The organism is Streptomyces sp. NPDC023541 (genome assembly GCF_055559995.1).
In genome coordinates this window covers 83,401-105,286 of sequence record NZ_JBVHJO010000006.1, presented here as the reverse complement: position 1 = coordinate 105,286, position 21,886 = coordinate 83,401, and the positions used below count along the sequence as shown (strand labels likewise).

Below are 21,886 nucleotides of genomic sequence, written 5' to 3'. Positions count from 1 at the left end.
ACGGGACGGGCCGGATACGGGGCGGGCGTGAACGGGCGTGAGCGGTGGGGCGGCGGTCAGGTGCCGTCGTAGCCGGCGGTGGGCATGGACAGCCGCCGGTGCACCTCGGCCTTCATCTCGGAGGTGTAGCGGGGCTCTTCGTCCCCGGCGGTCTCCAGGCGTACGCCGCGCCGCTCGCACTCGGCGGTGAACTCCTCGACGCAGCTCAGGGCGCGGGCCAGCACCCGCCGGTTGGCGGCGACGAAGAGATCGACCCGCGCGGCGTGGATGTCGGACCAGAATCCGCAGTGGTCCGCGCGGAGCCCGTAGACGAGCAGCTGCTTGGTCACGACGTAGCCGCGGTCGGCCGCCCAGCGCGCGCACACGGCGTACTGGCCGCGGGTGTCCACGGCGAAGGGGTCGGCGTCCAGGTCTTCGAGCGGGGCCAGGCTGGCGATCGCGGCCACGCGCAACTCTTCCATGCCGCCGGACCCTACTCCGATCCGCCGCCCGGGAGGAGGGGATGCGGGCTTCCGGTTCCGAAGCGGTGGCGGGAGCCTCCGGCCCGGCATGATGGGTGGAACAGTCCGAGCTGATGGGACGGCGAGGGAGGGAGGGCCTGGTGCCGGTGGAGATCACCTGGTGGGGCCATGCGGCGTGCACCGTCGAGGATTCCGGGGTGCGGCTGCTGACGGACCCGCTGTTCACGCGGCGGCTCGCGCACCTGCGGCGGCGCCGCGGGGCGCTCCCGCCGCCCGAGGCGGCGGTGGCGGACGTGGTGCTGGTGTCGCACCTGCACGCGGACCATCTGCACCTGCCGTCGCTGGGTCGGCTCGCACCCGGGACCCGGCTCCTGGTGCCCCGCGGGGCGCGGCGGGCGGTCCCGGGACTGGCCCGGCTCGCGGGGCGGCGCGGGTTGGCGGTGACGGAGACGGCGCCGGGCGAGGAGACCGACGTCGGGGAGGGCGTAGGGGTCCGGGCGGTCAGTGCCCGGCACGACGGTCGGCGGCTGCCGTTCGGGCCGCACCTCGCGCCGGCGCTCGGATACGTGGTCCAGGGCGCGGCGCGGACCTACTTCGCCGGGGACACCGGGCTGTTCGACACGATGGCCGAGGAAGTGGGGCCGGTGGACGTGGCCCTGCTGCCGGTGGGCGGCTGGGGCCCGTACCTGGGGCCCGGGCACCTGGACGCCGGGCGGGCGGCGCGGGCGCTGGCGCAGCTGGCGCCGGCGGCGGCGGTGCCGGTCCACTACGGGACGTACTGGCCGGTGGGCATGGACGCCGTGCGGCCGCACGAGTTCCACGCGCCGGGCGAGGAGTTCGAGCGGCTCGCGCGGCGGCTGGCGCCGAAGGTGGCCGTAAGGGTACCGGCGCACGGCGAGCGGGTGCGGTTGCCGTGACGCTCCACGACCTGACGGCGGCGGCAGTGGCCGCGGCGGCCTCGGCGGCCGCGGGGACCGGCCGGGTGCCGCCGGAGACCACCCAGCAGGCGGTGGGCTACCCGGCGTTGTTCGTGCTGGTGGCGCTGGGCGCGCTGGTGCCGGTGATTCCCACCGGGGCGGTGGTGAGTTCGGCCGCGGTGGTGGCGTTCCACCACCAGTTGCCGCCGTACGGGGTGTTGCTCGTGTTCGCGGTGGCGGCGTCGGCGGCCTTCACCGGGGACCTGGCGCTGTACTGGCTCGGGCAGCGCGGGGTGCGCTCCCGGGGCGGCTCGCGGTGGCTGGAGGCTTTGCGCGACCGGGCCGCGCCCGAGCGGCTGGAGCAGGCACAGACCAAGCTGGCCGAGCACGGGGTCATGGTGCTGGTGCTCTCCCGCCTGGTCCCGGCCGGCCGGATCCCGGTGATGCTGGCCTGCCTGCTGGCGGAGCTGCCGCTGCGCCGGTTCGCCCGCGGGGACGGCCCCGCGTGCCTGGCCTGGGCCGCCACGTACTGCCTGATCGGCATCCTCGGCGGTTCGCTGTTCTCGGAGCCGTGGAAGGGCGTGGCGCTCGCGGTCGGCCTGACGCTGCTGATCAGCGTCGGCCCTGCGGCCTGGCGCCGCCTGCGCCCGGGACCGCAGGACGCGAGCTGAGGGCTGTCCCGTCATCCCCCGGCGGGCGCACGACGACAGCTACGGCACCTCGCCGCGTTGTCGGAACGCCGGGACACGCCCGCACACGTCCGGTGTGAGGACGCCCCTCCGCCTTTGCGGTGCACCGCGTCTGACGCCGTGCGCTGCTCCACCGGGGACTACGGGTCAGCCCTCGGGGCGGGTCCGGCGGGCGGGGTTGGGCCCGGTTTTGATCCGTCGGGCACCCACTGGTGGGCGCGGCCGTGCCCCGGTCGGGCGGCGGTCGGCGGGAACGCGAGGCCCGTCGGCGTGTTGAGGCCGGTGAAGGCGAGGGTGACCTGTCCGCCGCCGCTCTCCCGGACCCGCACGACACGGTTGTTGAAGCCGTCGGCCACGTACAGGCCGCCGGACCCGTCGAGCGCGAGGCCCAGCGGGGAGTTCAGGCCGGTGGTGGGCACCGCGCTCTGCGGGCCGCCGCCCGCGGGCACCTTCACGACCCGGTTGTTGCCGCTGTCCGCGATGTAGAGGTCACCGGCGGCGTTCACGGCCAGCCCGGTCGGCTGGGAGAGTCCGGTCGTCGCCACGGTGCTCTGGCCGCTCCCGTCCGCGGCCACCTTCACGACCCGGTCGTTGACGAAGTCGGAGACGTAGAGCCGGCCCGCGGCGTCCCAGGCCATGCCCGTCGGCCGCACGAGGCCGTCGAAGGGCACGGTGGTCTGGTCGCCGCCCTCCGCGGGCAGGGCGACCACGCGGTTGTTGCCGTAGTCCGACACGTACAGCGGCGGACCGGCGGGCGATCCCGCGTCCCCCGGCTGTGCGGCGCCCGCCGGCCCCACGGGGAGCGCGCACAGCACCAGCAGCCCCACGGCGGCGGCCAGCCGGCGGGTCCACCGGCGGGCGGCGGCGCGGCCCGCGGGGGCCGGGGGACCGATCGTTCGCGACTCGGCCGTCATGCGTTCCACGACTCACCCACCTGATCTGGACGGTCGGCCCGGTGCCGTACCCCGCCGACCCTAGGAATGCTCGCCCGCGGGTGCGGGAGCCACGCCACGGCACGGGCCCCGGCCACTCCAATGCGCGCCGTCCGCGGGCCACGGCGCGCTGGGCATCAGGTGCGATTGTGTTCGCAGGGCCTTGCTCGGTGCACCCCCAGCACGACACGTGAACCGCCAACGCGGAGCTGATCGCCATGGAGTACTCGCACGACGACGCCGGAAACTAGCCGGCGGATCCCGCCGCACCCTCCTCGCCGGAGGCCGGATCCGGGTCGGGCTCCGGAGCGGGGCCGCGGCCGGGGTCCTGGGCCGGCTCCGGATCGGGCAGGGTGCGGGAGGCTCCGACCGGGAGGTCCCAGAGGTCCTCCCGGGGAAGGCCCGCACGCGACCAGGCGGCCAGGGTCCGGTGCAGGGGCTCCATGACCGGTTCGGCGGAGAGCACGAAGGCGGCCCAGTGCATGGGGGCCATCCGCCGGGCTCCGAGGTCGAGACAGGCCTGGACGGCTTCCTCGGGGTCGGCGTGCACGTCGCCGAGCCACCAGCGCGGGGCGTAGGCGCCGACGGGCAGGAGCGCGAGGTCGATGCCGGGGTGGCGGCGGCCGATCTCGCGGAACCACCGGCCGTAGCCGGTGTCCCCGGCGAAGTAGACCTTCCTCGGGACCGGGCTCAGGGTGTCGGTGAGGATCCAGCCGCCCCACAGGGACCGGCAGGTGTCGGTCAGGGACCGCTTCGACCAGTGGTGGGCGGGCACGAACTCGAAGCCTACGCCGCCCAGTTCGGCCGACTCCCACCAGTCGAGGTCGGTGACCCGGGTGAAGCCGCGGCGGCGGAACCAGCCCGCGAGGCCCGCAGGAACGAAGAGGGCGGTGTCCCGGGGCAGCCGCCTGATGGTGGGGGCGTCGAGGTGGTCGTAGTGGTTGTGGCTGATCACGACCGCGTCCACCGGCGGCAGGTCCTCCCAGCGCACCCCCACGGGCGTCATCCGGGCCGGGGTGCCGAGGATCCGCCGGGACCAGACGGGGTCGGTCAGCACCGTCAGTCCGCCGGTCCGCAGCACCCAGCTGGCGTGTCCGGCCCAGGTGACGGACACCGCGCCGGGGGCCGTCGCGGGCAGCGGGCCCGGCTCGTACGGCAGGTCCGGGATGCCGCGGAGCCCTTCGGGGCCGGGCCGGAAAGCGCCCTCGCGGGCCAGCCGGGCGAAGGCGCGGACGCCGGGCAGCGGGGTGGTCAGCCGGTCGGCGAACGAGCGGGGCCAGCGGCGGTGTTCGCCGATGGGGCGCGGCGCGGACGGGCGGGGGGCCCGCGGCGCGGCCGCCGGGCGTGCGGGCCCCGCGGAGGGGGCGGTCGGGGCGGGGGCGGCGTCCGTCCGGTCCGTCATCGAGAGTCTCCTTCCACCTTGGTCGCGGGGTCGGTGTGGGCCCGGCGGCCCGCCCCGGGGTCAGGCCAGCCCGGCCAGGATCGATCCGAGGAGGTCCAGGGAGCGCCGCACGTGCGGTAGTTCGAGCGGATCGCGGGCGGTGAGGGCGGCCAGCCGCTCCTCGGGCGTGGCGCCCAGCAGCGGGCCGGTGGACAACCTCACCCGCAGTGCGCCCAGTTCGTCCGCGAACCGCTGCCCGCCGGGGGTGGGCGCGCCGAGCCGGCCGCCGAGCCAGTCCTCCAGCTCCAGGGCGTCGCCGACCCCGTGCCGGGCGAGTCCGGCGCGCAGCGGGGTGAGGTCGGCGTAGAGGTGCCGCCCGGCCTGCGGGGGCCGGACCAGGGCACCCGCGGCGCGGATCTCGCGGTGCGCGGCGGCGGCCACCAGGCCGTGCAGGCGGGCGGCCGCGTACGCGCGGGCGGCGACGGCCTCGGGTTCGTGGAGGGCGTGCGCCGCCGCGCCGGCGACCGGCCCGGCGACCACCGCGCCGGTGGCGGTGAGGACGTCGAGGGTGCCGGCGCGCAGCCGGGCCCCCTGCGGGGTGGCGGGGAAGCGGACCACTGCGGCGGGCCAGCCGGCGGGCAGCAGCGAGCCGGAAAGGTCGACGAGGACGGCCGCCCGTTCGGGGAGCATCTCGGCGGGGCTGAGGACGAGGTCGTCGTGGGGCCGGTGGACGGTGTCGCGCCAGCTCTCGTCGCTGACGACGAACAGCCCGGCGGTCTCGGCGGCCTCGCACGCCTCGTGCACCAGCTCGGGCGGCGGCACGGTCGCGGTCGGGTCGTCGGCGACCGACAGCAGCAGCACCCGCGGGTCGCCGCCCTCGGCGCGCACCCGCCGTACGGTCTCCAGCAGGGCGTAGGGGTCCGGCACTCCTCCGCACTCGGCGGGGGTCGGTACGTGGTAGGCCCGCCGCCCGAGCAGCCGGACCTGCGGGGTCCACCAGGCGGGGCAGGGCCGGGGCAGCATCACGTCGCCGCCGTACGCCCCGATGAGGGCCAGGAGCAGCGCCGGGGCGCCTGGGCCCGCTGCCACGTTCTCCGGTGAGGCGGCCAGTCCGCGCCGGCCCCAGTACCGGCAGGCGGCCTCGTGCAGCGATGCCCCGCCGCCCGGGGGCTGGGGCGAGGACCGCCCGGCGGCCGCGCCGAGGACGGAGATGAGTTCGGGGAGCACGGGCAGGCCCGGCTGCGGCGTGGGCGGGCCGTAGCGGACCGGGCCGCGGCCCTGTGCCGCCGTGCGCTGCATCCCCTCCACCGCTGTCCGCCTTCCGCGTTCGTCGCGCCGCACTGCGCCGACCCTGACCTTTATACGATTATTTGGTCATCTATGCCCGTTGTCGGGCGCCGCACGCCAGTCACCCGCCGGGGGTCAGCCCTTGCGCACCACCCTCGCGAGCAGCCTGGTCTGCGCGTACGCGCCGCCGGCCGCGCATCCCACGCGGCGACCGGGTCGTCACCCGGAACGTCCCCGGGGAAGGCGTCGCCGAGTTCCTCCAGGGTGCGGCCCCCGGCGATCAGCGGCGGAATCCAGAGCTGCTCCCCAGTGACGTGGTTGACCAGGTCCCGCACGGTCCATTCGGTGCACGGGGTGGGCGCGTCCCACCGGTCGCCCTTGACGGCGCGCACCGCTCGTCGAAGAGGCGCTCCGACCTGCCCAGCACCCTTGCGAAACAAGCGGTATGTCCACATGTCAAAACGCATATCTCATCTGCCGAACTGATCGCTTACGGTGGCGCCAACGCTTCGACGAGGAGGGGCAGTGCCATGGACGCCACGAACGCCGCCACCCACGCCGCCAAGGAGACCGCCGTCTACACGCACGGCCACCACGAGTCGGTCCTGCGCTCGCACCGCTGGCGCACGGCCGAGAACTCCGCCGCCTACCTGATCGGCGAGCTGCGCCCCGGAATGGCGGTGCTGGACGTCGGCTGCGGCCCGGGCACGATCACGGCGGACCTGGCGGATCTGGTCGCACCGGGCGGCCGGGTCACCGCCGTCGACGCGGCCGAGGACGTCCTGGCGCAGGCACGGGCCCACGCGGAGGAGCGCGGCCTGGGCGACGCCGTGTCCTTCGCCGTCGCGGACGTGCACGCCCTGGACTTCCCGGACGACTCCTTCGACGTGGTCCACGCCCACCAGGTGCTGCAACACGTCGGCGACCCGGTACGGGCGCTGCGCGAGATGCGGCGGGTGTGCCGGCCGGGCGGCGTCGTCGCCGCGCGCGACGCGGACTACGCGGCGATGACCTGGTACCCGGCGACGCCGGGACTGGACGCATGGCTGGACCTGTACCGGCGGGTGGCCCGCGCCAACGGCGGGGAGCCCGACGCGGGCCGCCACCTGCGGGCCTGGGCCCGGCAGGCCGGTTTCACGGACGTGACTTCCTCGGCCAGCGCCTGGTGCTTCGCCACCCCGGAGGAGACGGCGTGGTGGTCCGCCCTGTGGGCCGACCGCACGAAGGCGTCCGCGTACGCGGACATCGCCGTCCGCGGCGGCCACGCGACGGCCGCCGAACTGGAGGCCGCCTCGAACGCCTGGCACACGTGGGGCGCCTCCCCGGACGCCTGGTTCTCGGTCCTGAACGCCGAAGTCCTCTGCCGGGCCTGACCCGCCCGGTCCCACCGGGACGGCGCCGGCGGGGCGGACGGCTGCGGCGGCGGTGTTCTGGTTCGTGAGACGGGGCCGTCACCGGCCGATGTGGGGCGGTTTCCCGGTCCGAGAAGCAGGTTGTGCTCTGCATCGACGGGATCAAGAGGTAGCCGGCCGCATGCGGAAGTCGTAGCGGGCCGGCAGGGGGCAGTCGGTGAGGGCCGACCAGAGTTCGGACAGGGTCTCCTCGCCCTCCCTCAGGTCGGGGAGTTCGAAACCGTCCTCGAAGACCCGGCGGGCCGCCCGTACGTGGCCCTCCGCCGCGAGCAGCCGGGCCGCCAGCAGCCGGAAGCGGCCCTGTTCGCGCAGGGCCGGCCGGAGCCGGTCCCAGACGGACCGGGCCTCCTCCAGACGCCCCGCCGCCAGGAGCGCGGCCATCGCCTCCTGGCCGAGCGCCGACTCCGCCGCCGTCCACGGCTCGCCCCCGCGGCTCTCCGCCGCCAAATCCTCGAAGGCCGCCGCGAACCCGTCGGCGGCCCGCGCCACGTCGCCCGCCAGCGCGTCCGCCACCGCCAGGCACCGCAGCAGGGGCCACTGCGAGGGGGCGAGCGCCAGCCCGCGCTCCCAACTGCGCACCGCCTGGGCGGTGTCCCCCGCATGCCACTGCGCCACACCCAGGTGGTACTCCGTCAGCGGGTCCGCGGGGGCCGTCTCCAGCATGTCCCGCCAGTGCGCGGCGACCAGGCTCGGGCCCGGCGGAACCACCCGGCGCGGGGCGGGCAGGACGCCCGTGCGCCACAGTTCCAGCCAGGGCTCCTGCTCCTCGCCCAGCGTGGACTCCTCGAAGGGCGTACCGGGCAGCCGGTGGCCCGCGCACAGCACCTCCAGCGCGCCCCATCCCGAGCCGGCCGCCAGCCGCTCCCCCGGCTCGGTGTCGGCGCGGCCGCGCCACGCCTCGTAGGCCGCGTCCACGCGCTCGCGCGGCAGGACGGCGTCCAGTGCGTCCTCGGCGGCGCCGCAAGCCGCCGCCCAGTCCGCGCCGTGGACCGCCGACGGCTCCGCCGACAGCGGCCCGTACGCCTCCAGCCAGCTGAACTCCGCCCCGCCCTCCAGCCGTACGTGCTCCAGCTGGGTCCGGGCCAGCCCGGCCTGGATCTCCGCATAGCCGCCCGTGCCCGGCTCGGTCAGCCACTCCTGCCAGCGCCGGCCGCCGCCGCCCGCGCCCCACACGAACAGCTTGCGGCCGCGCAGCCGGCCGGTGGAGGTCTGCACGAGGCCGTGCCCGGCGGCGTCCAGGGAGGCGATCCAGGGCCGGGCCCCGTCCGGGACCTCGTAGAAGAAGTCCGCCGGATACTCGCTGCGCAGCGGGTACGTGCGGTCCGCGGCCTCCCACTCCGGCACGGGGATCCGGCGCAGCGAGCGCTCGTACCCGAAGTGCCAGGCCTCGTCGGCGGGGGCCAGGACGCGGCTGCCCGGGTCCTCGGGGACAGCGGTGTTGGACCACCAGTACACGGGGGCGGGCCGCTCGTGCGGGTTGCGGACGCGGACGCCGACGTACAGGAACGGCAAGTCCTGCGGCAGCCACAGGTCCACCTGGAACGGCAGGTCGCGCAGCCGCTCCCACTCCCACAGCCGGACCATCACGCCGCCGTCCGGGGCCGGGACCAGCGCGGCGTGCAGAGGAGCGCAGGAGAGTGTGGTGTGGCCGGTCGCGCCGGTGTTCCACTCGATGCCGCCGGAGAACCAGGCGCCGTTCAGCGCGAAGTTCGCGGGCTGGAACACCGGGTTGCGGTAGAGCAGTTCGCGGCCGGTCGGCAGGTGGACGAGTGAATGGACGCGCCCGCCCAGGCCCGGGAGCACGGTGGCCCGCAGGTGCTCGTTCTCGATGACGACGGCCTCGAACTCCCGCTCCGTGCGCTCCCGCCGGTACCCGTCGCGGATCCGTACGGGCAGCAGGGAGCGCAGCGGCTCGTAGCCGATCTGCCGGGCCATGTCACGCGGCAGGCCGTCGCGGGAGCGCTCGTCCAGGTCGTGCACGCCGTCGGGCGCGCGCAGGGCGGGCAGCGGGTTGTCGGAGCCCAACTGGGCTGCGGGGAAGGTCAGTACGGCGCGTCGGACGGTGGTGGCCATGAGGAAATGGAACACGCCATGGCGGCCGGTGCACAGGGGTTCCGCGGATCACCACCGGTCAGGATTACGCAAAGGCCCCCGCCACCAGATCTGCGAGCAGCGCACCCGCACGCCCGTCCGGGTCGAGGTCCGGGTCGTAGACGGTGACGTTCAGCCCGACGCACCGCGGTGACCCCACGAGGACGGCCAGCAGTTCGGCGACCTCCTCCGGCCGCAGGCCCCCGGGATCCGGGCTGTCCACGGCGGGCATCACCTCCGGGTCGAGCACGTCGGCGTCCAGGTGGACCCAGAACCCGTCGGTGACGGGCGGGTGCAGCCCCTCCAGGGCCGACCGCGCTACGGCCGCGGCGCCCCGCCGGCGGATCTCTGCGACGGTCGCGGCGAAGATCCCGGCCTCCGCCAGCTCCAGGAGGTCCGCATCCCCGTCGCGCAGCCCGAAGAGCCGTACGTCCTCGTCCCGCAGGTACGGCGCCAGGCCCTCCAGGTCGCTGAGGGAGGCCTGTCCGCGGCCGGTGGCCAGGGCCAGCTCCTCGCCGCCCGCGGCCCCGACGGGCCCGTTGACGGCGGTGTTGCCGGGGTGGCGGAAGTCCGCGGAGCCGTCGACGGCTGCGAGACCGTAGCGGCCGGTGCGGCGCATGGCGAGCGAGGCGCCGAGCTGGATGGAGCAGTCCCCACCGAGGACGACGGGGAACTCCCCGGCCCGCAGGTGGCCTTCGATGCGGTCGGCGAGGGTGACGGTGTACGCGGCGAGCGCCGCCGCGTTGAAGACGCCGTCGCCCTCCGTCCAGTCCCCGCGGTCGTAGCGGGGCGGCACCACGACACCTCCCTCGCGCGCGCCGAGCCTGCTCAGCAGGCCCCGTTCGCGCAGGGCGCCCGCGAGTTTGTAGACGCCGGGGACGGTCCCGGGCGCGGGTGGCCGCAGACCCAGGTTGGACGGGGCATCGAGCAGTACGAGGGTGCGCATCCCCTCATCCTGCGCGATCCGGCGCCGCGGCGGGTGGCGGTCGTCGGTCGTCCGGCCCGCCGGCGGCGTCATTGCACGCGCCGCATCCCGGCCGTGACGGCCCAGCGTTCGTGGTCGCGCCAGTCGCCGTCGACGTGCAGGAAGTCGGGGGACAGTCCCTCCAGCCGGAAGCCGGCGCCGCGGACCAGCGCGATCGAGGCCGTGTTGGCGGGCTGGACGTTGGCCTCCATCCGGTGCAGGCCGAGGCCGTCCCCGGCGGGGGCGAAGGCGTGGTCGAGGACCAGGCCGAGGGCTTCGCGGAAGAGCCCGCGGCCGGCGGCGTGCGCGAAGGCGCCGTAGCCGAGGGCCCCGCACTGGAAGGCGCCGCGCACGATGTTGTTGACGTTGATGAATCCGGCCAGGGCGCCGGTGCCGAGCTCGCACACGAGGAACCCGGTCCGGAGGTCGCCCCCGGTCAGCCGCGCCGCGTACGGCTCGTACTCCTCTACGGTGGCCGGCGGGAACAGCCACGGGTGGTGCAGGCCCCGGCTCTCGCGCACCCGCGCGGTGAACTCGGGCCCGTCGGCGAGCCGGTAGGGCCGCAGGCCGACACGGCCACCCTCCCGGACGTACATCGAAATGGTCATCGGGCAAGGCTAGGCGTGACACCCTCAGGGGGTGTCACGCCGATCAGGGGGCGTGGCACGATCTCGCCACGGCTTCACCGCCGTCGGCCCGCTGCGCGTCTGGCTGCCGGCCGCCGACGGGTGATCCACCGTCAGGCCTCTGGTCCTGCCGCGGTTCACGAGGACGTTTCCAGCGCAAGCCTCGGCACGTCGGTGCGTTCGATCCCAAAGACCTGTGCGTACAGCGACAGTTCCGCCTCCAGCGCCCGGATCATGGTGTCCGCGCGGCGGAATCCGTGGCCCTCGCCCTCGAAGGCCAGATAGGCGTGCGGCACCGGCCGGCCCCGCATCGCGGCCAGCAGCCGCTCCGCCTGCGCCGGCGGGCAGACCGGGTCGTCCAGCCCCTGGAGCAGGACGAACGGCGCCGTGATCCGGTCCGCCCGGGCCACCGGGGAGCGTTCGCGGCACAGGACGGCGAGGGTCTGCGGCGGCCCCGCCAGGCCGTCGATGTAGCGGGATTCCAGGTCGTGGGTCTCCTCGGCGAAGCCGAGCAGGTCCAGCACGGGGTAGATGATCGCCGCGCAGGCGTACACGTCGGTCGCGGCCAGTGAGGCCGCCGCCGTCCAGCCGCCCGCGCTGCCGCCGCGGATGGCGAGCCGGGCGGGATCGGCGGTGCCCTCGGCGGCCAGCGCCCGGGCCACCGCGGCGCAGTCCTCGACGTCCACCACGCCCCACTGTTCGCGCAGCCGCTCCCGGTAGGCGCGGCCGTAGCCGGTGGAACCGCCGTAGTTCACCTCGACCACGCCGATCCCGCGCGAGGTGAAGTAGGCGATGTGCAGGTCGAGTACGGGCGGCACGTGGTCGGTGGGCCCGCCGTGCGCCCACACCACGTACGGGGGCAGTTCGTCGGCGGCGGCCCGGCAGGCCGGGTGGTGCGGCGGGTAGACGTGCGCGTGGATCTGCCGGTTGTCCGGGCCGAGGAAGGTACGGCTCTGCGGCTCAGGGTAGTAGGCCGGGTCCACCGGGTCCGCACCCTGCGCGCCGACGACCCTGGCGTGCCCGCTGGCGGTGTCCAGCTCGACCACCTCGTAGGCGCTGCGCGGGCTGGCGGCGACCCCGTAGACCCGGCTGCCGTGCACGGCGAGCGTCGGCTGCCACGCCGTCCACGGACCGGCCGCGTCCACCAGGTCGCCGCTCTCCGGGTCCAGGATGCCGAGCACCGAGGAGCCCTGGCCGTGCAGCACGGCGACGAGCCCGTCGGGGAGCGGGGCGAGCCAGCGCAGCCCGGGCTTCCACAGGGCTCCGCCGAACTCCTCCTCCCGCGGGCACAGGTTGACGGCCCACCCCGTGTCCGGGTCCACCCGGTAGGGGTTCCACCAGCCGCCGCGGTCGCTGACCGCGAGGAGGGTTCCGCCGGCCGTCCAATCGACCTGGGCGACGGACTCGTCGGGGCCGCCGAGGACGGTCCTGGCCCCGTCGAGCCGCCCGTCGGCGGTGACCTCGGCCAGCTGCAGCTCGGTACCGTCCCAGGGCATCTGCGGGTGGTCCCACACCAGCCAGGCCGCCCGCCGGCCGTCCGGGGAGAGCCTGGGGCCGGTGGTGAAGCGGTGCCGGTCGTCGCCCAACTCCCGTACGGCCGTCCGGTCCCCGGCCGCCGAGCCGTCCAGCGGTACGGCGGCCAGGACCCGGCGCACATCGGTCGGGGCGGGCCCGGTGAACTCCTCCAGCACGCACCACACTTCGTCACCGCGCAGGACCGGGTCGGCCCAGCGCAGCCCGCCGCCCGTCGCGGACACGGGCGTCAGGGGCCGAGGGTCGGGGGCGCCGGGCGCGTCCGGCTCGTACGCGTACAGCCGCTGGTCGGCGAAGTGGACGAAGACGAGCAGGGGTCCGCCGGTCTCCCGCTCGGCTCCCGCCCAGGGCAGGCCGCCGTACTCGGTGACCCGGCTGCGCACGTTCCACGGGGCGGGCAGCTCGCTGACCTCGCTGCCGGTGCCGGCGGGCCGGCGGCGTACGAGGGCGCGGCGGCCCTCCTCCCGCGGCCGGGGCTCGGTCCACCACACTTCGGGGCCGACCGTGCCGAGGTACTCGGGACGTCCGTCGAGCGAGGCGGCGAGGCCCGCGTCGATGGGCGAGGGCCAGCTCCCGTACGGACAGGTCGGCGTGGCGGACATCACCGGGCCCCGCTCACAGGGTGCGCAGCGCGCGGTCGAGGACGCGGACGCCGAAGTGGAGGGCCTCGACGGGGACCCGCTCGTCCACGCCGTGGAAGAGGGACCAGTAGTCGAAGCCGGGTGGCAGCTTCAGCGGGGAGTAGCCGTAGCCGGTGATGCCGAGCCGGGAGAACTGCTTGGCGTCGGTGCCGCCCGCCATGCAGAAGGGCACCACGTGCCCGTCCGGGTCGAACCGCTCGACGGCTTCGCGCAGCACGGCGTACGTCCGCCCGTCCACGGGCGCTTCGAGCGCGACCTCCCGGTGGTGGAACTGCCAGGTGACGTCGGGGCCGGTGAGCGCGTCGAGGGTGGCGATGAACTCGGCCTCGCCACCGGGCAGCATGCGGCCGTCGACGAAGGCGGTGGCCTGGCCGGGGATCACGTTCAGCTTGTAACCGGCGCTGAACATGGTGGGGTTGGCGCTGTTGCGGACGGTCGCCTCGACGAGGGCGGCGGCCGGGCCCAGCTTGCCGAGGACCGATTCGAGGTCGAAGCCGGGGCGCCGCGGGTCGACCGACAGGCCCTGGAGGGCGGCGAGTTCGGTGATGCAGGCGGTGACGGTGTCGGTGAGCCGGACCGGCCACTCGTACGCGCCGATCCGGGCGACCGCGGCGGCGAGCCGGCTGACGGCATTGGCCTTGTTGGGCTTGGAGCCGTGGCCGGTGGTGCCGTGCGCGGTCAACTTGAGCCAGGCGGTGCCGCGTTCGCCGGCGGCGATCGGGTAGAGGGCCCGGCCGCGGCCGGTGTGGACGGTGAAGGCGCCGGATTCGCTCAGGCCTTCCGTGCATCCCTCGAAGAGTTCCGGGTGGTGGTCGGCGAGGAAGCCGGAGCCGTCGACGGCGCTGTCCTCCTCGTCGGCGGTGTAGGCGATGACGATGTCCCGGCGCGGTCGGACTCCCGCCCGCGCCCAGGCACGTACGACGGCCAGCACCATCGCGTCCATGTTCTTCATGTCGACGGCTCCGCGGCCCCAGACGACACCGCCCTGGACCTCGCCGGAGAAGGGGTCCACGCTCCAGTCGGCGGCTTCGGCGGGGACCACGTCGAGGTGGCCGTGGACGAGGAGGGCGTCGGCGGACGGGTCGGTGCCGGCGATCCGGGCGACGACGTTGGTGCGGCCCGGGGTGCGCTCCAGCAGGAGCGGCTCCAGGCCGGCGGCGGCGAGCCGTTCGGCGACGTATTCGGCGGCGGGCCGCTCGCGGCAGTCGCCGCCGCCGCGGTTGGTGGTGTCGATCCTGATGAGGTCCGAGGTGAATCCGACGGCTTCGTCGAGGGCCACCGCGTCCACCGCGGTGCCGACGTCCGCGGTGCCGCCGTCCGCGGTGTCGCCGGCATCGTGGGCGTCGACGGGAGCCTCGGTGTCGATTGCGCGCATGTCAGCCATACTGCTCCTCCACGGCCGCCGAGACGACCGTCGTGACCGCCTTGAAGGCGCGGATCCCCTCGTACATCGTCTCGCTGGTGTACGCGACCCGGCGCTCCCCGCTGCGCCGGACCCCCGGGACCACCGTGGCGGACATCGCCAGGTGTTCGGCGTCGAACTCCAACTCCACGGTGTACGGGCCGCCGCCGGGCACGGGGTCGCGCCGGACGGCGAGGGCGGTGGCCTCCTTGGCCGCGGCCCGGATGTCGGCGGCGGTGCGGGCCGGGGTCCGGCAGACGGCGGCGTAGCGCGAAACGTGGTCCTTGACCGCGACGGTCACCGCCTCAGGGGCGTATCCGGCGGCGTCCACGCAGGTCAGGTCGTCGCCCGTGACCAGGATGACCGGGACTCCGTACTCGGCGACGACGTGGGCGTTGAGGAATCCCTCGCTCGCGCGGGTCCCGTTGAGCCAGACCCCGGTGATGGAGTTGGCGAGGTAGGTGTGGGCGAGCACGCCTTCGGAGCCGGCGCCCGTGTGGTAGCCGACGAAGGCGATGCCGTCGACGTCGCCGCGCTGGACGCCCTCGACCATGGAGAGGGACTTGTGGCGGCCGGTGAGCATCTCCACGCGGGCGTCGAGGCGCTCCAGCAGCAGGTTGCGCATGGTCCAGTGGGCCTCGTTGACGACGACCCGGTCGGCGCCGCCGTCGTAGAAGCCGAGCACGGCGGCGTTGACGTCGGAGGTGAACATCGCGCGGCAGCGCTCCCACTGGGGCGTGCCGGGCAGCACGTCGGCGGGCCAGGTGACGCCGGTGGCGCCTTCCATGTCGGCGGAGATGAGGATCTTCATCGGGCCCCCGTGCGGTCGGTAGCGCGGTCGCGCGCGACGCGGACGGCACGCACTGCGCCCACCCTAAGGGCTGTCCCGCGATCCCCGCCGGATCAGCGCGCGGCGTCGGATGCGGCGCATCGCAAGGCGGAGGGACGTCCGGATACTGGGCGTATCCGGGCGTTCCGACAACGCAGCGAGGTGCCGTAGCCGTCGTCGCGCGCCCGGCGGGGATCGCGGGACAGTCCTTGGGGGCTGTCCCGCGATCCCCGCCGGATCAGCGCGCGACGTCGGATGCGGCACCTGCAAGGCGGTCGTTGTGGGCTTGTCCCGCAGGCCCGCCGGATCGGCACGCGGGCGGGGCGGGGCGCGAAGTCCACCCGAACCGGTGAGGGGGCCGGACCGGGCCCGGGCCCGCTCGGGCCCGGGCAACGGCCTTGCTCAGGCCTTGCCTTCGACCTCCGCGGCCAGGTTGGCGAGCAGGGTGTCGTAGATCCGGCCGAGGCCCTTGGGGGCGAAGGTGCGCTCGAAGAAGCCGCCGATGCCGCCGGCGCCGTCCCAGACGGTGGTGACGACGGCCTTGGACCTGCCCTCGCCGGCCGGGGTGACCACCCAGGTGGTGACCATGGAGGAGTTGCGGTCCTTCTCCACGAGCTGCCCGTCGGTGGGCTCGGTGACCTCGAGCAGGCAGTCGCGCACGCGCTTGCTGGTGGCCTGCAGCTTCCAGTGCACCAGGGTGCCCTCGCCGTCGCCGCCCTCGCGCACCTCGTACTCGCTGAAGTGCTCGGGCAGCAGCTTGCCCCGGGTCCCGCTGTAGTCGGCCAGCGTGTCGAAGACCGTCTCCGCGTCGGCCCCGATGATGCGCTCCGTGGTGGCCTCGACCTGCGCCATACCTGTTCCTCCAGCAGTTGTGTCCGCTCGTCACGGCGAAGCCAACCACCTCCGGGGCGGTGGCCCAAATCCGGGTCGGCCGCCGACCTGCGGGGTGCCGGAGCCGCACGATCATGGGAACGTTTGTTCTATTCTCTCGGCAGAGCTACCGAGGGAGGCGCACCATGCGCTGGGAGAACCTGACCGAGGGCCCCGCGGGGCCGGCCGCGCTCTTCGGGGCCGACGCGGTCGTGACCCGCACGATCGACACCCCCGAGTTCCGGGGGATCACCTTCCACGAGGTCCGGGCCCGGTCGATCGTCAACCGGGTCCCCGGCGCCTCGCGCATGCCGTTCGAATGGACCGTCAACCCCTACCGCGGCTGCAGTCACGCCTGTGTGTACTGCTTCGCCCGCAAGACGCACAGCTATCTCGACCTCGACACCGGCGTCGGCTTCGACTCCCAGATCGTCGTCAAGACCAACGCCCCCGAACTGCTGCGCCGCGAGCTGGCGGCGCCCCGCTGGACCGGCGCGCACATCGCCATGGGCACCAACGTGGACTGCTACCAGCGGGCCGAGGGACGCTACCGGCTGATGCCGGGGATCATCGAGGCCCTGCGCGACCGCGCCAACCCCTTCTCGATCCTCACCAAGGGCACGCTGATCCTGCGCGACCTCCCCCTCCTGCGCGAGGCCGCCGAGGTCACCGAGGTCGGGATCTCCGTCTCCGTCGGCTTCACCGACGCGCCCCTGTGGCGGACCGTGGAGCCCGGGACGCCCTCCCCCGCCGCCCGGCTGAACGCCGTACGGACGCTGACCGACGCCGGGATCGAGTGCGGGGTGCTGATGGCCCCGGTGATCCCCTTCCTCGGCGACTCCCCCGCACAGCTGCGGGCGACCGTCCGGGCCGTGGCCGAGTCCGGCGCCACCTCCGTGACACCCCTGGTACTCCATCTGCGGCCCGGGGCCCGCGAGTGGTTCACCGCCTGGCTGGGCGAGCACCACCCGCACCTGGTCGAACGGTACGAGCGCATGTACGCGGGCGGCGCGTACGCGCCCACCTGGTACCAGCGGATGATCACCCGCCAAGTCCACGAACTCGCGGCCGAATTCGGCATCGGCCCCGCCCGGCGGGGCGCGGCCCGCAAGATCGCCGGCCCCGAACGACCGGACGCGCCCGCGCCCGCCGGGGCGACGCAGCTGACCCTCCTTTGACGTCCACAACACCCTGAACGGTCATCACATCGGGCCAATGGCCCTTCCAATCCCGTCTTCCAGGCGTGGTTTCCGGGACGATTCCGCCCAGAACACTCGGCTGGGAGGCCCCATGCTCCACCCCTTGAAGAAGCGCGCCGCCGTCCTGCTGGCGATCTCCACCGTCGCCGCCGCCCTCGCGAGTCCGGTGACGGCCGCCCCGGCCGCGCCCGCCCCGGCCGAGACGGCCGCGCAGGCCGCGGTGCGCTGGACCGGTTGCGCGACCCCGCGCTACCCGACGCTCCAGTGCGCGTCCCTCAAGGTGCCGCTCGACCACGACCGGCCGGCAGACCGGACGATCACGCTCGCGCTGACCCGGGTCCCCCACACCGCCAAGACCTCCCAGGGTCCCCTGCTCGTCAACCCCGGCGGTCCGGGCGGCAGCGGACGCGCACTCGCGGGGTTCGTCGCCTCCGCCCTGCCCAAGGACGTCGCCGCGCAGTACGACGTGATCGGCTTCGACCCCCGCGGGGTCGGCAAGAGCGAGCCGGCCCTCGACTGCGGGCCCGGGCACTTCACCCCCGTGCGGCCCGACTCCGTACCGCAGGACGAGGCCACCGAGCGGGCCAACCTGGAGCGCGTACGGGCCTTCGCCGAGTCCTGCGGCGCCAAGCACGCGGACGTACTGCCCCACATCGGCACCGTCTCCGCGGCCCGCGACATCGAGGTGCTGCGCACCGCCCTCGGCGCGGAGCGGATCAGCTACTTCGGCTACTCCTACGGGACCTACCTGGGCGCCGTGTACGCCAAGCTCCACCCGGGCCGGGTGCACCGGCTCGTGCTGGACTCCGTCGTCGACCCGAACGGCGTCTGGTACGAGGACAACCTCTCCCAGGACCTCGCCTTCGACGCCCGCCACAAGGCGTTCCTGGCCTGGGTGGCGCAGCACGACGCCACCTACCGGCTCGGCACCGACCCGGCGGCGGTCGAGACCCGCTGGTACGCGATGCGGCAGGCGCTGCGCCGGAGCCCGGCCGGCGGCAAGGTGGGCCCGGCGGAGCTGGAGGACACCTACATGCCGGGCGGCTACTACAACGGCTACTGGCCCAGCCTCGCCGAGGCCTTCGCGGCGTACACGGTGAAGAAGGACCCCAAGCCCCTGGTGGCGGCGTACGAGCGGTTCGGCGCGGTGGAGCCCTCGGCGGGCAACAGCTACAGCGTCTACACCGCGGTCCAGTGCCGGGACTCGGCCTGGCCCCGGGACTGGAACGAGTGGCGCGCGGACATGTGGCGCACGCACGCCAAGGCGCCGTTCATGACCTGGAACAACGCCTGGTACAACGCGCCGTGCGCGTTCTGGCCGACGGAGCCGCTGCGGGCGCCGGACGTGACCAACGCGGATCTGCCGCCCGCCCTGCTCCTGCAGGCGACGGACGACGCGGCTACCCCCTTCGACGGGGCGGTCAGCATGCGGGAGAAGCTGTCGGGCTCGGCCCTGGTGGTCGAGGAGGGCGGCGGCAACCACGGCATCGCATTGAGCGGGAACAAGTGCTTGGACGAGAAGGTGTCGGCCTACCTGAGGACCGGGCAGGCCGCGGACGCCACCTGCCCCGCGCAGGCGGCCCCGCAGCCGACGGCGGCGACCCGGGCCGTACCCCCCTCGGCGGGCGGCGCGGCCCTGCACGGCCTGCTGGGCTTCCGCAGCTGATCCTCACCGGGCGGGCGCGGCCCTGGTCCGTCCCGAGCCCCCGCTGGAGGTGGAGGCCTGCGCGATCGCCCCGTAAGGGGACGGCCTAGCCGGGAGGCAGGGTGCGCAGCGCGGTCGTCGCCGCCACCGCCAGGCGGGGGTGGGACTGGGCTCGGATGAGGAGTTCGCGGGCGCGGGGGTCGGCGAGGGCGCCCAGGCCCTCGACGCAGGCGAGGGCCACCCGCCAGTAGGGGTCGTTCGGGGACAGCAGCCGCGACAGGGTGGTGAGCAGGGCCGGTACGGACTCGGGGGCGCGCAGGGCGGTGAGCAGCCGGACGGGCTGGAGGGCGTAGGCCGTGCGCAGCCCGTTGGTGGCGAGGGCCGCGGCGGCGCGGGCGGTGCGCGGGTCGTCCAGGACGGCCAGGGCCTCGGCGGCGGCCGCGCAGCGGGGCGGGTCGCGGTGGTTGAGGAGCAGCACGAGGGACTCGAAGGCGCGCCGGTCCCCGGCGAGGCCGAGCCGGTACGCGGCCAGCTCGCGGGCCCACAGGGGCAGCCCGGCGGAGGCCAGGGAGGCCGCCAGCGCGTCGGGGCCGGACGCGAGCAGCACCTCGTACTCGGGCGACCCGCCCGCCTCCGCCCGCAGGCGCTCCAGCACGTCGTTCACCCGGCCCACCCTAGGGGTGCTGGGCCGTCGCCGCGCCAGGATTCGCGGAGCTGGCCGACCCCCGGTTGATCGATGATCGATGATCGGTACATTTCGGCGGTACAGGTCACATCTCCGCGCTCTGGCGCACGAGTTACCGGCGAGTTACTGTCGTTTCAACACGTACGAGGGCGGCCTGGTGACGCAGCCGCCTCGTGCCGGTCGGTTCGTCTTCGCATGCACGGTATGACCCCGGGACAGGGTCGTGCCGCTTCCGCCCCCGGGGCTCTTCCCCGCCGGGTTCCCGTCCGGGCCGCTCCTGCCCCGGGCTCCTCACCGCACGGCTCTCCGTACGGCATCCGCGCGCGCCGTGCGCCGCGCGCTCCCTCAGTCGTCACCCTCTTCCACTGGAGTCCCTCGATGGACCGTCAGTCCAGTCAGCCCACCCTCCAGACCATCGCCGTCGTCGGCCTCGGCACGATGGGCACCGGCATCGCCGAGGTCCTCGCCCGGGCCGGCCGCGAGGTCATCGGCATCGACATCAGCGAGGCCGCCGCCCGCCGGGCCTCGGCCTCCCTCGCCGCGGCCACGGCGCGTTCCGTCGCCCGGGAGCGCCTCACCGAGCAGGAGCGCGCGGACGTCCTGGCCCGCTTCCGCACCTTCTCCGACCTGGCCGCCGCGGCCGAGGCCGACCTCGTCATCGAGGTCGTGCCGGAGTCGTACGAGGTCAAGCAGCAGGTCTTCCGCGAGCTCGACGCGGTCGTGCGGCCCGACACGATCCTGGCCACGGGCACCAACGCCCTGTCGGTGACGCGGCTCGCCGCCGAGTCCCAGCGCCCCGAGCGCGTGCTGGGCCTGCACTTCTTCAACCCGGTCCCGGCGATGAAGCTGGTCGAGGTCGTCTCCTGCGTCCTGACCGCCCCGACGGCCGTGGAGGCGGTCACGGAGCTGGCCCGCGAGCTCGGAAAGGAGCCCGTTGCCGTCGGCGACCGGCCCGGTTTCGTCGCGGACGGCCTGCTCTTCGGCTACCTCAACCAGGCCGCCGCCATGTACGAGGCGAAGTACGCCTCCCGCGAGGACATCGACGCGGCGATGCGGCTCGGCTGCGGCCTGCCCATGGGGCCGCTGGCGCTGCTCGACCTGATCGGCGTGGACACGGCCCGCACGGTCCTGGAGGCCATGTACGCCTCGTCCGGGGACCGGCTGCACGCCCCGGCCCCGATCCTGGGGCAGCTGGCCGAGGCCGGGCTGGCCGGGCAGAAGTCCGGGCGCGGCTTCTACACGTACGAGGCTCCCGGCAGCTCGGTGATCGTGCGCGACCTGCAGACCCCGCTGGACGGGTCCCTGCTGGGCGCGGGCCGCCCGGTGAGCTCGGTCGGCGTGGCCGGCTCCGGCACCATGGCGAGCGGCATCGCGCAGGTCTTCGCCCAGTCCGGGTTCGAGGTGGTCCTGGCGGCGCGCAGCCAGGAGAAGGCGGAGGCCGCCAAGGCCGCCATCGGCAAGTCCTTGGGCCGTGCGGTGTCCAAGGGCAGGCTGACGCAGGAGGCGGCGGACGAGACCCTGGGCCGGATCACCCCGGCCGGGTCGCTGGAGGCCTTCGCCGAGGTGGACCTGGCGGTGGAGGCGGTCGCCGAGGACCTGGCGGTCAAGCAGGAGCTGTTCGCGGCGCTGGACAAGGTCTGCAAGCCGGGTGCGGTGCTGGCCACCACCACCTCCTCGCTGCCGGTGATCGCGGTGGCGCGGGTGACCTCGCGTCCGCAGGACGTGATCGGCATGCACTTCTTCAACCCGGCCCCGGCGATGAAGCTGGTCGAGGTGGTCCGGACCGTCCTGACGGCCGACGACGTGCACGCCACGGTCCGCGAGATCTGCGTGAAGGTGCGCAAGCACCCCGTGGACTGCGGGGACCGGGCCGGCTTCATCGTGAACGCGCTGCTGTTCCCGTACCTCAACAACGCGATCAAGATGGTCGAGGAGCACTACGCGAGCCTCGACCAGATCGACGCGGCGATGAAGCTGGGCGGCGGCTACCCGATGGGACCGTTCGAGCTGCTCGACGTGGTCGGCCTCGACGTCTCGCTGGCCATCGAGAAGGTCCTCCACAAGGAGTTCCGCGACCCGGGCCTGGCCCCGTCCCCGCTGCTGGAGCACCTGGTGGCGGCGGGCTGCCTGGGCCGGAAGACCGGCCGCGGATTCCGTGAGTACGCCCGGCGGTAACCGAGCGGGCCACGAGCCGGATGCGTGGGGAGGGCTGCTCGGGTCCGCCGGACCCTCACGGCGGACTGACCCTCCCGAGCCCAGTGCGGGCTCTCCCCCGCATCCACCCCTCTCCCACCCCCCTCAGGCGCGCTCCCCAGCGCGAAT

General features: G+C 74.8%; 19 protein-coding genes. 6 read left to right on the top strand and 13 right to left on the bottom strand.

Annotated features, from left to right (window positions below):
• Positions 1–56: 56 nt before the first annotated feature.
• Positions 57–461 (bottom strand): hypothetical protein, encoded by a 405-nt coding sequence (locus tag ACZ3X1_RS16850; protein ID WP_356811173.1) that lies wholly within the window; start codon positions 459–461, stop codon positions 57–59.
• A 140-nt stretch (positions 462–601) separates the two neighbouring features.
• Between ACZ3X1_RS16850 and ACZ3X1_RS16845 the strand changes: the two genes are divergently transcribed.
• Together ACZ3X1_RS16845 and ACZ3X1_RS16840 are read left to right on the top strand one after the other, a co-directional pair.
• Positions 602–1,378 carry an MBL fold metallo-hydrolase gene (locus ACZ3X1_RS16845; protein ID WP_356811192.1) on the top strand — a complete coding sequence of 259 codons (777 nt, stop codon included), beginning with the start codon at positions 602–604 and terminating at the stop codon, positions 1,376–1,378.
• Between the two features lie 11 nt (positions 1,379–1,389).
• A complete protein-coding gene (locus ACZ3X1_RS16840; RefSeq protein ID WP_467280313.1) occupies positions 1,390–2,049 on the top strand; it encodes a DedA family protein in 660 nt (219 codons plus the stop codon).
• Between the two features lie 158 nt (positions 2,050–2,207).
• Here the strand turns inward: ACZ3X1_RS16840 and ACZ3X1_RS16835 are convergent, their stop codons facing one another.
• From ACZ3X1_RS16835 to ACZ3X1_RS16820, 4 genes are all read right to left on the bottom strand, one after another.
• Positions 2,208–2,981, bottom strand: a complete 774-nt coding sequence (locus ACZ3X1_RS16835) for an NHL repeat-containing protein (RefSeq protein WP_467280312.1) — start codon at positions 2,979–2,981, stop codon at positions 2,208–2,210.
• A gap of 265 nt (positions 2,982–3,246) precedes the next feature.
• A complete protein-coding gene (locus ACZ3X1_RS16830) occupies positions 3,247–4,401 on the bottom strand; it encodes an MBL fold metallo-hydrolase (protein WP_467280102.1) in 1,155 nt (384 codons plus the stop codon).
• Positions 4,402–4,461: 60 nt separating this feature from the next.
• Positions 4,462–5,679, bottom strand: coding sequence for an aminotransferase class I/II-fold pyridoxal phosphate-dependent enzyme (locus ACZ3X1_RS16825; RefSeq protein WP_467280101.1), 1,218 nt, complete (start codon positions 5,677–5,679; stop codon positions 4,462–4,464).
• Positions 5,680–5,738: 59 nt separating this feature from the next.
• Positions 5,739–6,122 (bottom strand): maleylpyruvate isomerase N-terminal domain-containing protein, encoded by a 384-nt coding sequence (locus tag ACZ3X1_RS16820; RefSeq protein WP_467280311.1) that lies wholly within the window; start codon positions 6,120–6,122, stop codon positions 5,739–5,741.
• A gap of 75 nt (positions 6,123–6,197) precedes the next feature.
• Between ACZ3X1_RS16820 and ACZ3X1_RS16815 the strand changes: the two genes are divergently transcribed.
• Positions 6,198–7,040, top strand: a complete 843-nt coding sequence (locus ACZ3X1_RS16815) for a methyltransferase domain-containing protein (protein ID WP_467280099.1) — start codon at positions 6,198–6,200, stop codon at positions 7,038–7,040.
• A gap of 141 nt (positions 7,041–7,181) precedes the next feature.
• Here ACZ3X1_RS16815 and ACZ3X1_RS16810 read toward each other — a convergent pair whose 3' ends face one another.
• From ACZ3X1_RS16810 to ACZ3X1_RS16780, 7 genes are all read right to left on the bottom strand, one after another.
• Positions 7,182–9,152, bottom strand: a complete 1,971-nt coding sequence (locus ACZ3X1_RS16810; protein ID WP_467280098.1) for a DUF5107 domain-containing protein — start codon at positions 9,150–9,152, stop codon at positions 7,182–7,184.
• Positions 9,153–9,216: 64 nt separating this feature from the next.
• Positions 9,217–10,116: an arginase family protein gene (locus ACZ3X1_RS16805; RefSeq protein ID WP_356811168.1), complete on the bottom strand. Its 900-nt coding sequence runs from the start codon at positions 10,114–10,116 to the stop codon at positions 9,217–9,219.
• Between the two features lie 68 nt (positions 10,117–10,184).
• Positions 10,185–10,742: a GNAT family N-acetyltransferase gene (locus ACZ3X1_RS16800; protein ID WP_356811167.1), complete on the bottom strand. Its 558-nt coding sequence runs from the start codon at positions 10,740–10,742 to the stop codon at positions 10,185–10,187.
• A 155-nt stretch (positions 10,743–10,897) separates the two neighbouring features.
• Positions 10,898–12,895, bottom strand: a complete 1,998-nt coding sequence (locus tag ACZ3X1_RS16795; RefSeq protein WP_356811166.1) for a prolyl oligopeptidase family serine peptidase — start codon at positions 12,893–12,895, stop codon at positions 10,898–10,900.
• 13 nt (positions 12,896–12,908) lie between these two features.
• Positions 12,909–14,318 (bottom strand): M20/M25/M40 family metallo-hydrolase, encoded by a 1,410-nt coding sequence (locus ACZ3X1_RS16790; protein WP_467280097.1) that lies wholly within the window; start codon positions 14,316–14,318, stop codon positions 12,909–12,911.
• Positions 14,311–15,147: a M55 family metallopeptidase gene (locus ACZ3X1_RS16785; RefSeq protein WP_356811164.1), complete on the bottom strand. Its 837-nt coding sequence runs from the start codon at positions 15,145–15,147 to the stop codon at positions 14,311–14,313. The genes ACZ3X1_RS16790 and ACZ3X1_RS16785 overlap by 8 nt, the downstream gene beginning before the upstream one ends.
• A gap of 420 nt (positions 15,148–15,567) precedes the next feature.
• The gene (locus tag ACZ3X1_RS16780) at positions 15,568–16,017 is read right to left on the bottom strand and encodes an SRPBCC family protein (RefSeq protein ID WP_030962596.1); all 450 of its coding nucleotides are present in this window, start codon (positions 16,015–16,017) and stop codon (positions 15,568–15,570) included.
• Positions 16,018–16,181: 164 nt separating this feature from the next.
• On the opposite strand from ACZ3X1_RS16780, the gene ACZ3X1_RS16775 reads away from it, so the two are divergent.
• Together ACZ3X1_RS16775 and ACZ3X1_RS16770 are read left to right on the top strand one after the other, a co-directional pair.
• Entirely contained in the window at positions 16,182–17,213 is a 1,032-nt protein-coding gene (locus ACZ3X1_RS16775) for an Rv2578c family radical SAM protein (protein ID WP_390073848.1), read from the top strand.
• A 112-nt stretch (positions 17,214–17,325) separates the two neighbouring features.
• Positions 17,326–18,900, top strand: coding sequence for an alpha/beta hydrolase (locus tag ACZ3X1_RS16770; protein WP_467280096.1), 1,575 nt, complete (start codon positions 17,326–17,328; stop codon positions 18,898–18,900).
• Between the two features lie 85 nt (positions 18,901–18,985).
• Here ACZ3X1_RS16770 and ACZ3X1_RS16765 read toward each other — a convergent pair whose 3' ends face one another.
• The gene (locus ACZ3X1_RS16765; protein WP_467280095.1) at positions 18,986–19,543 is read right to left on the bottom strand and encodes an adenylosuccinate lyase; all 558 of its coding nucleotides are present in this window, start codon (positions 19,541–19,543) and stop codon (positions 18,986–18,988) included.
• Positions 19,544–19,942: 399 nt separating this feature from the next.
• Between ACZ3X1_RS16765 and ACZ3X1_RS16760 the strand changes: the two genes are divergently transcribed.
• Complete coding sequence (locus ACZ3X1_RS16760) at positions 19,943–21,739, top strand: 3-hydroxyacyl-CoA dehydrogenase family protein (protein ID WP_467280093.1); 1,797 nt, start codon at positions 19,943–19,945, stop codon at positions 21,737–21,739.
• Positions 21,740–21,886: the final 147 nt, after the last annotated feature.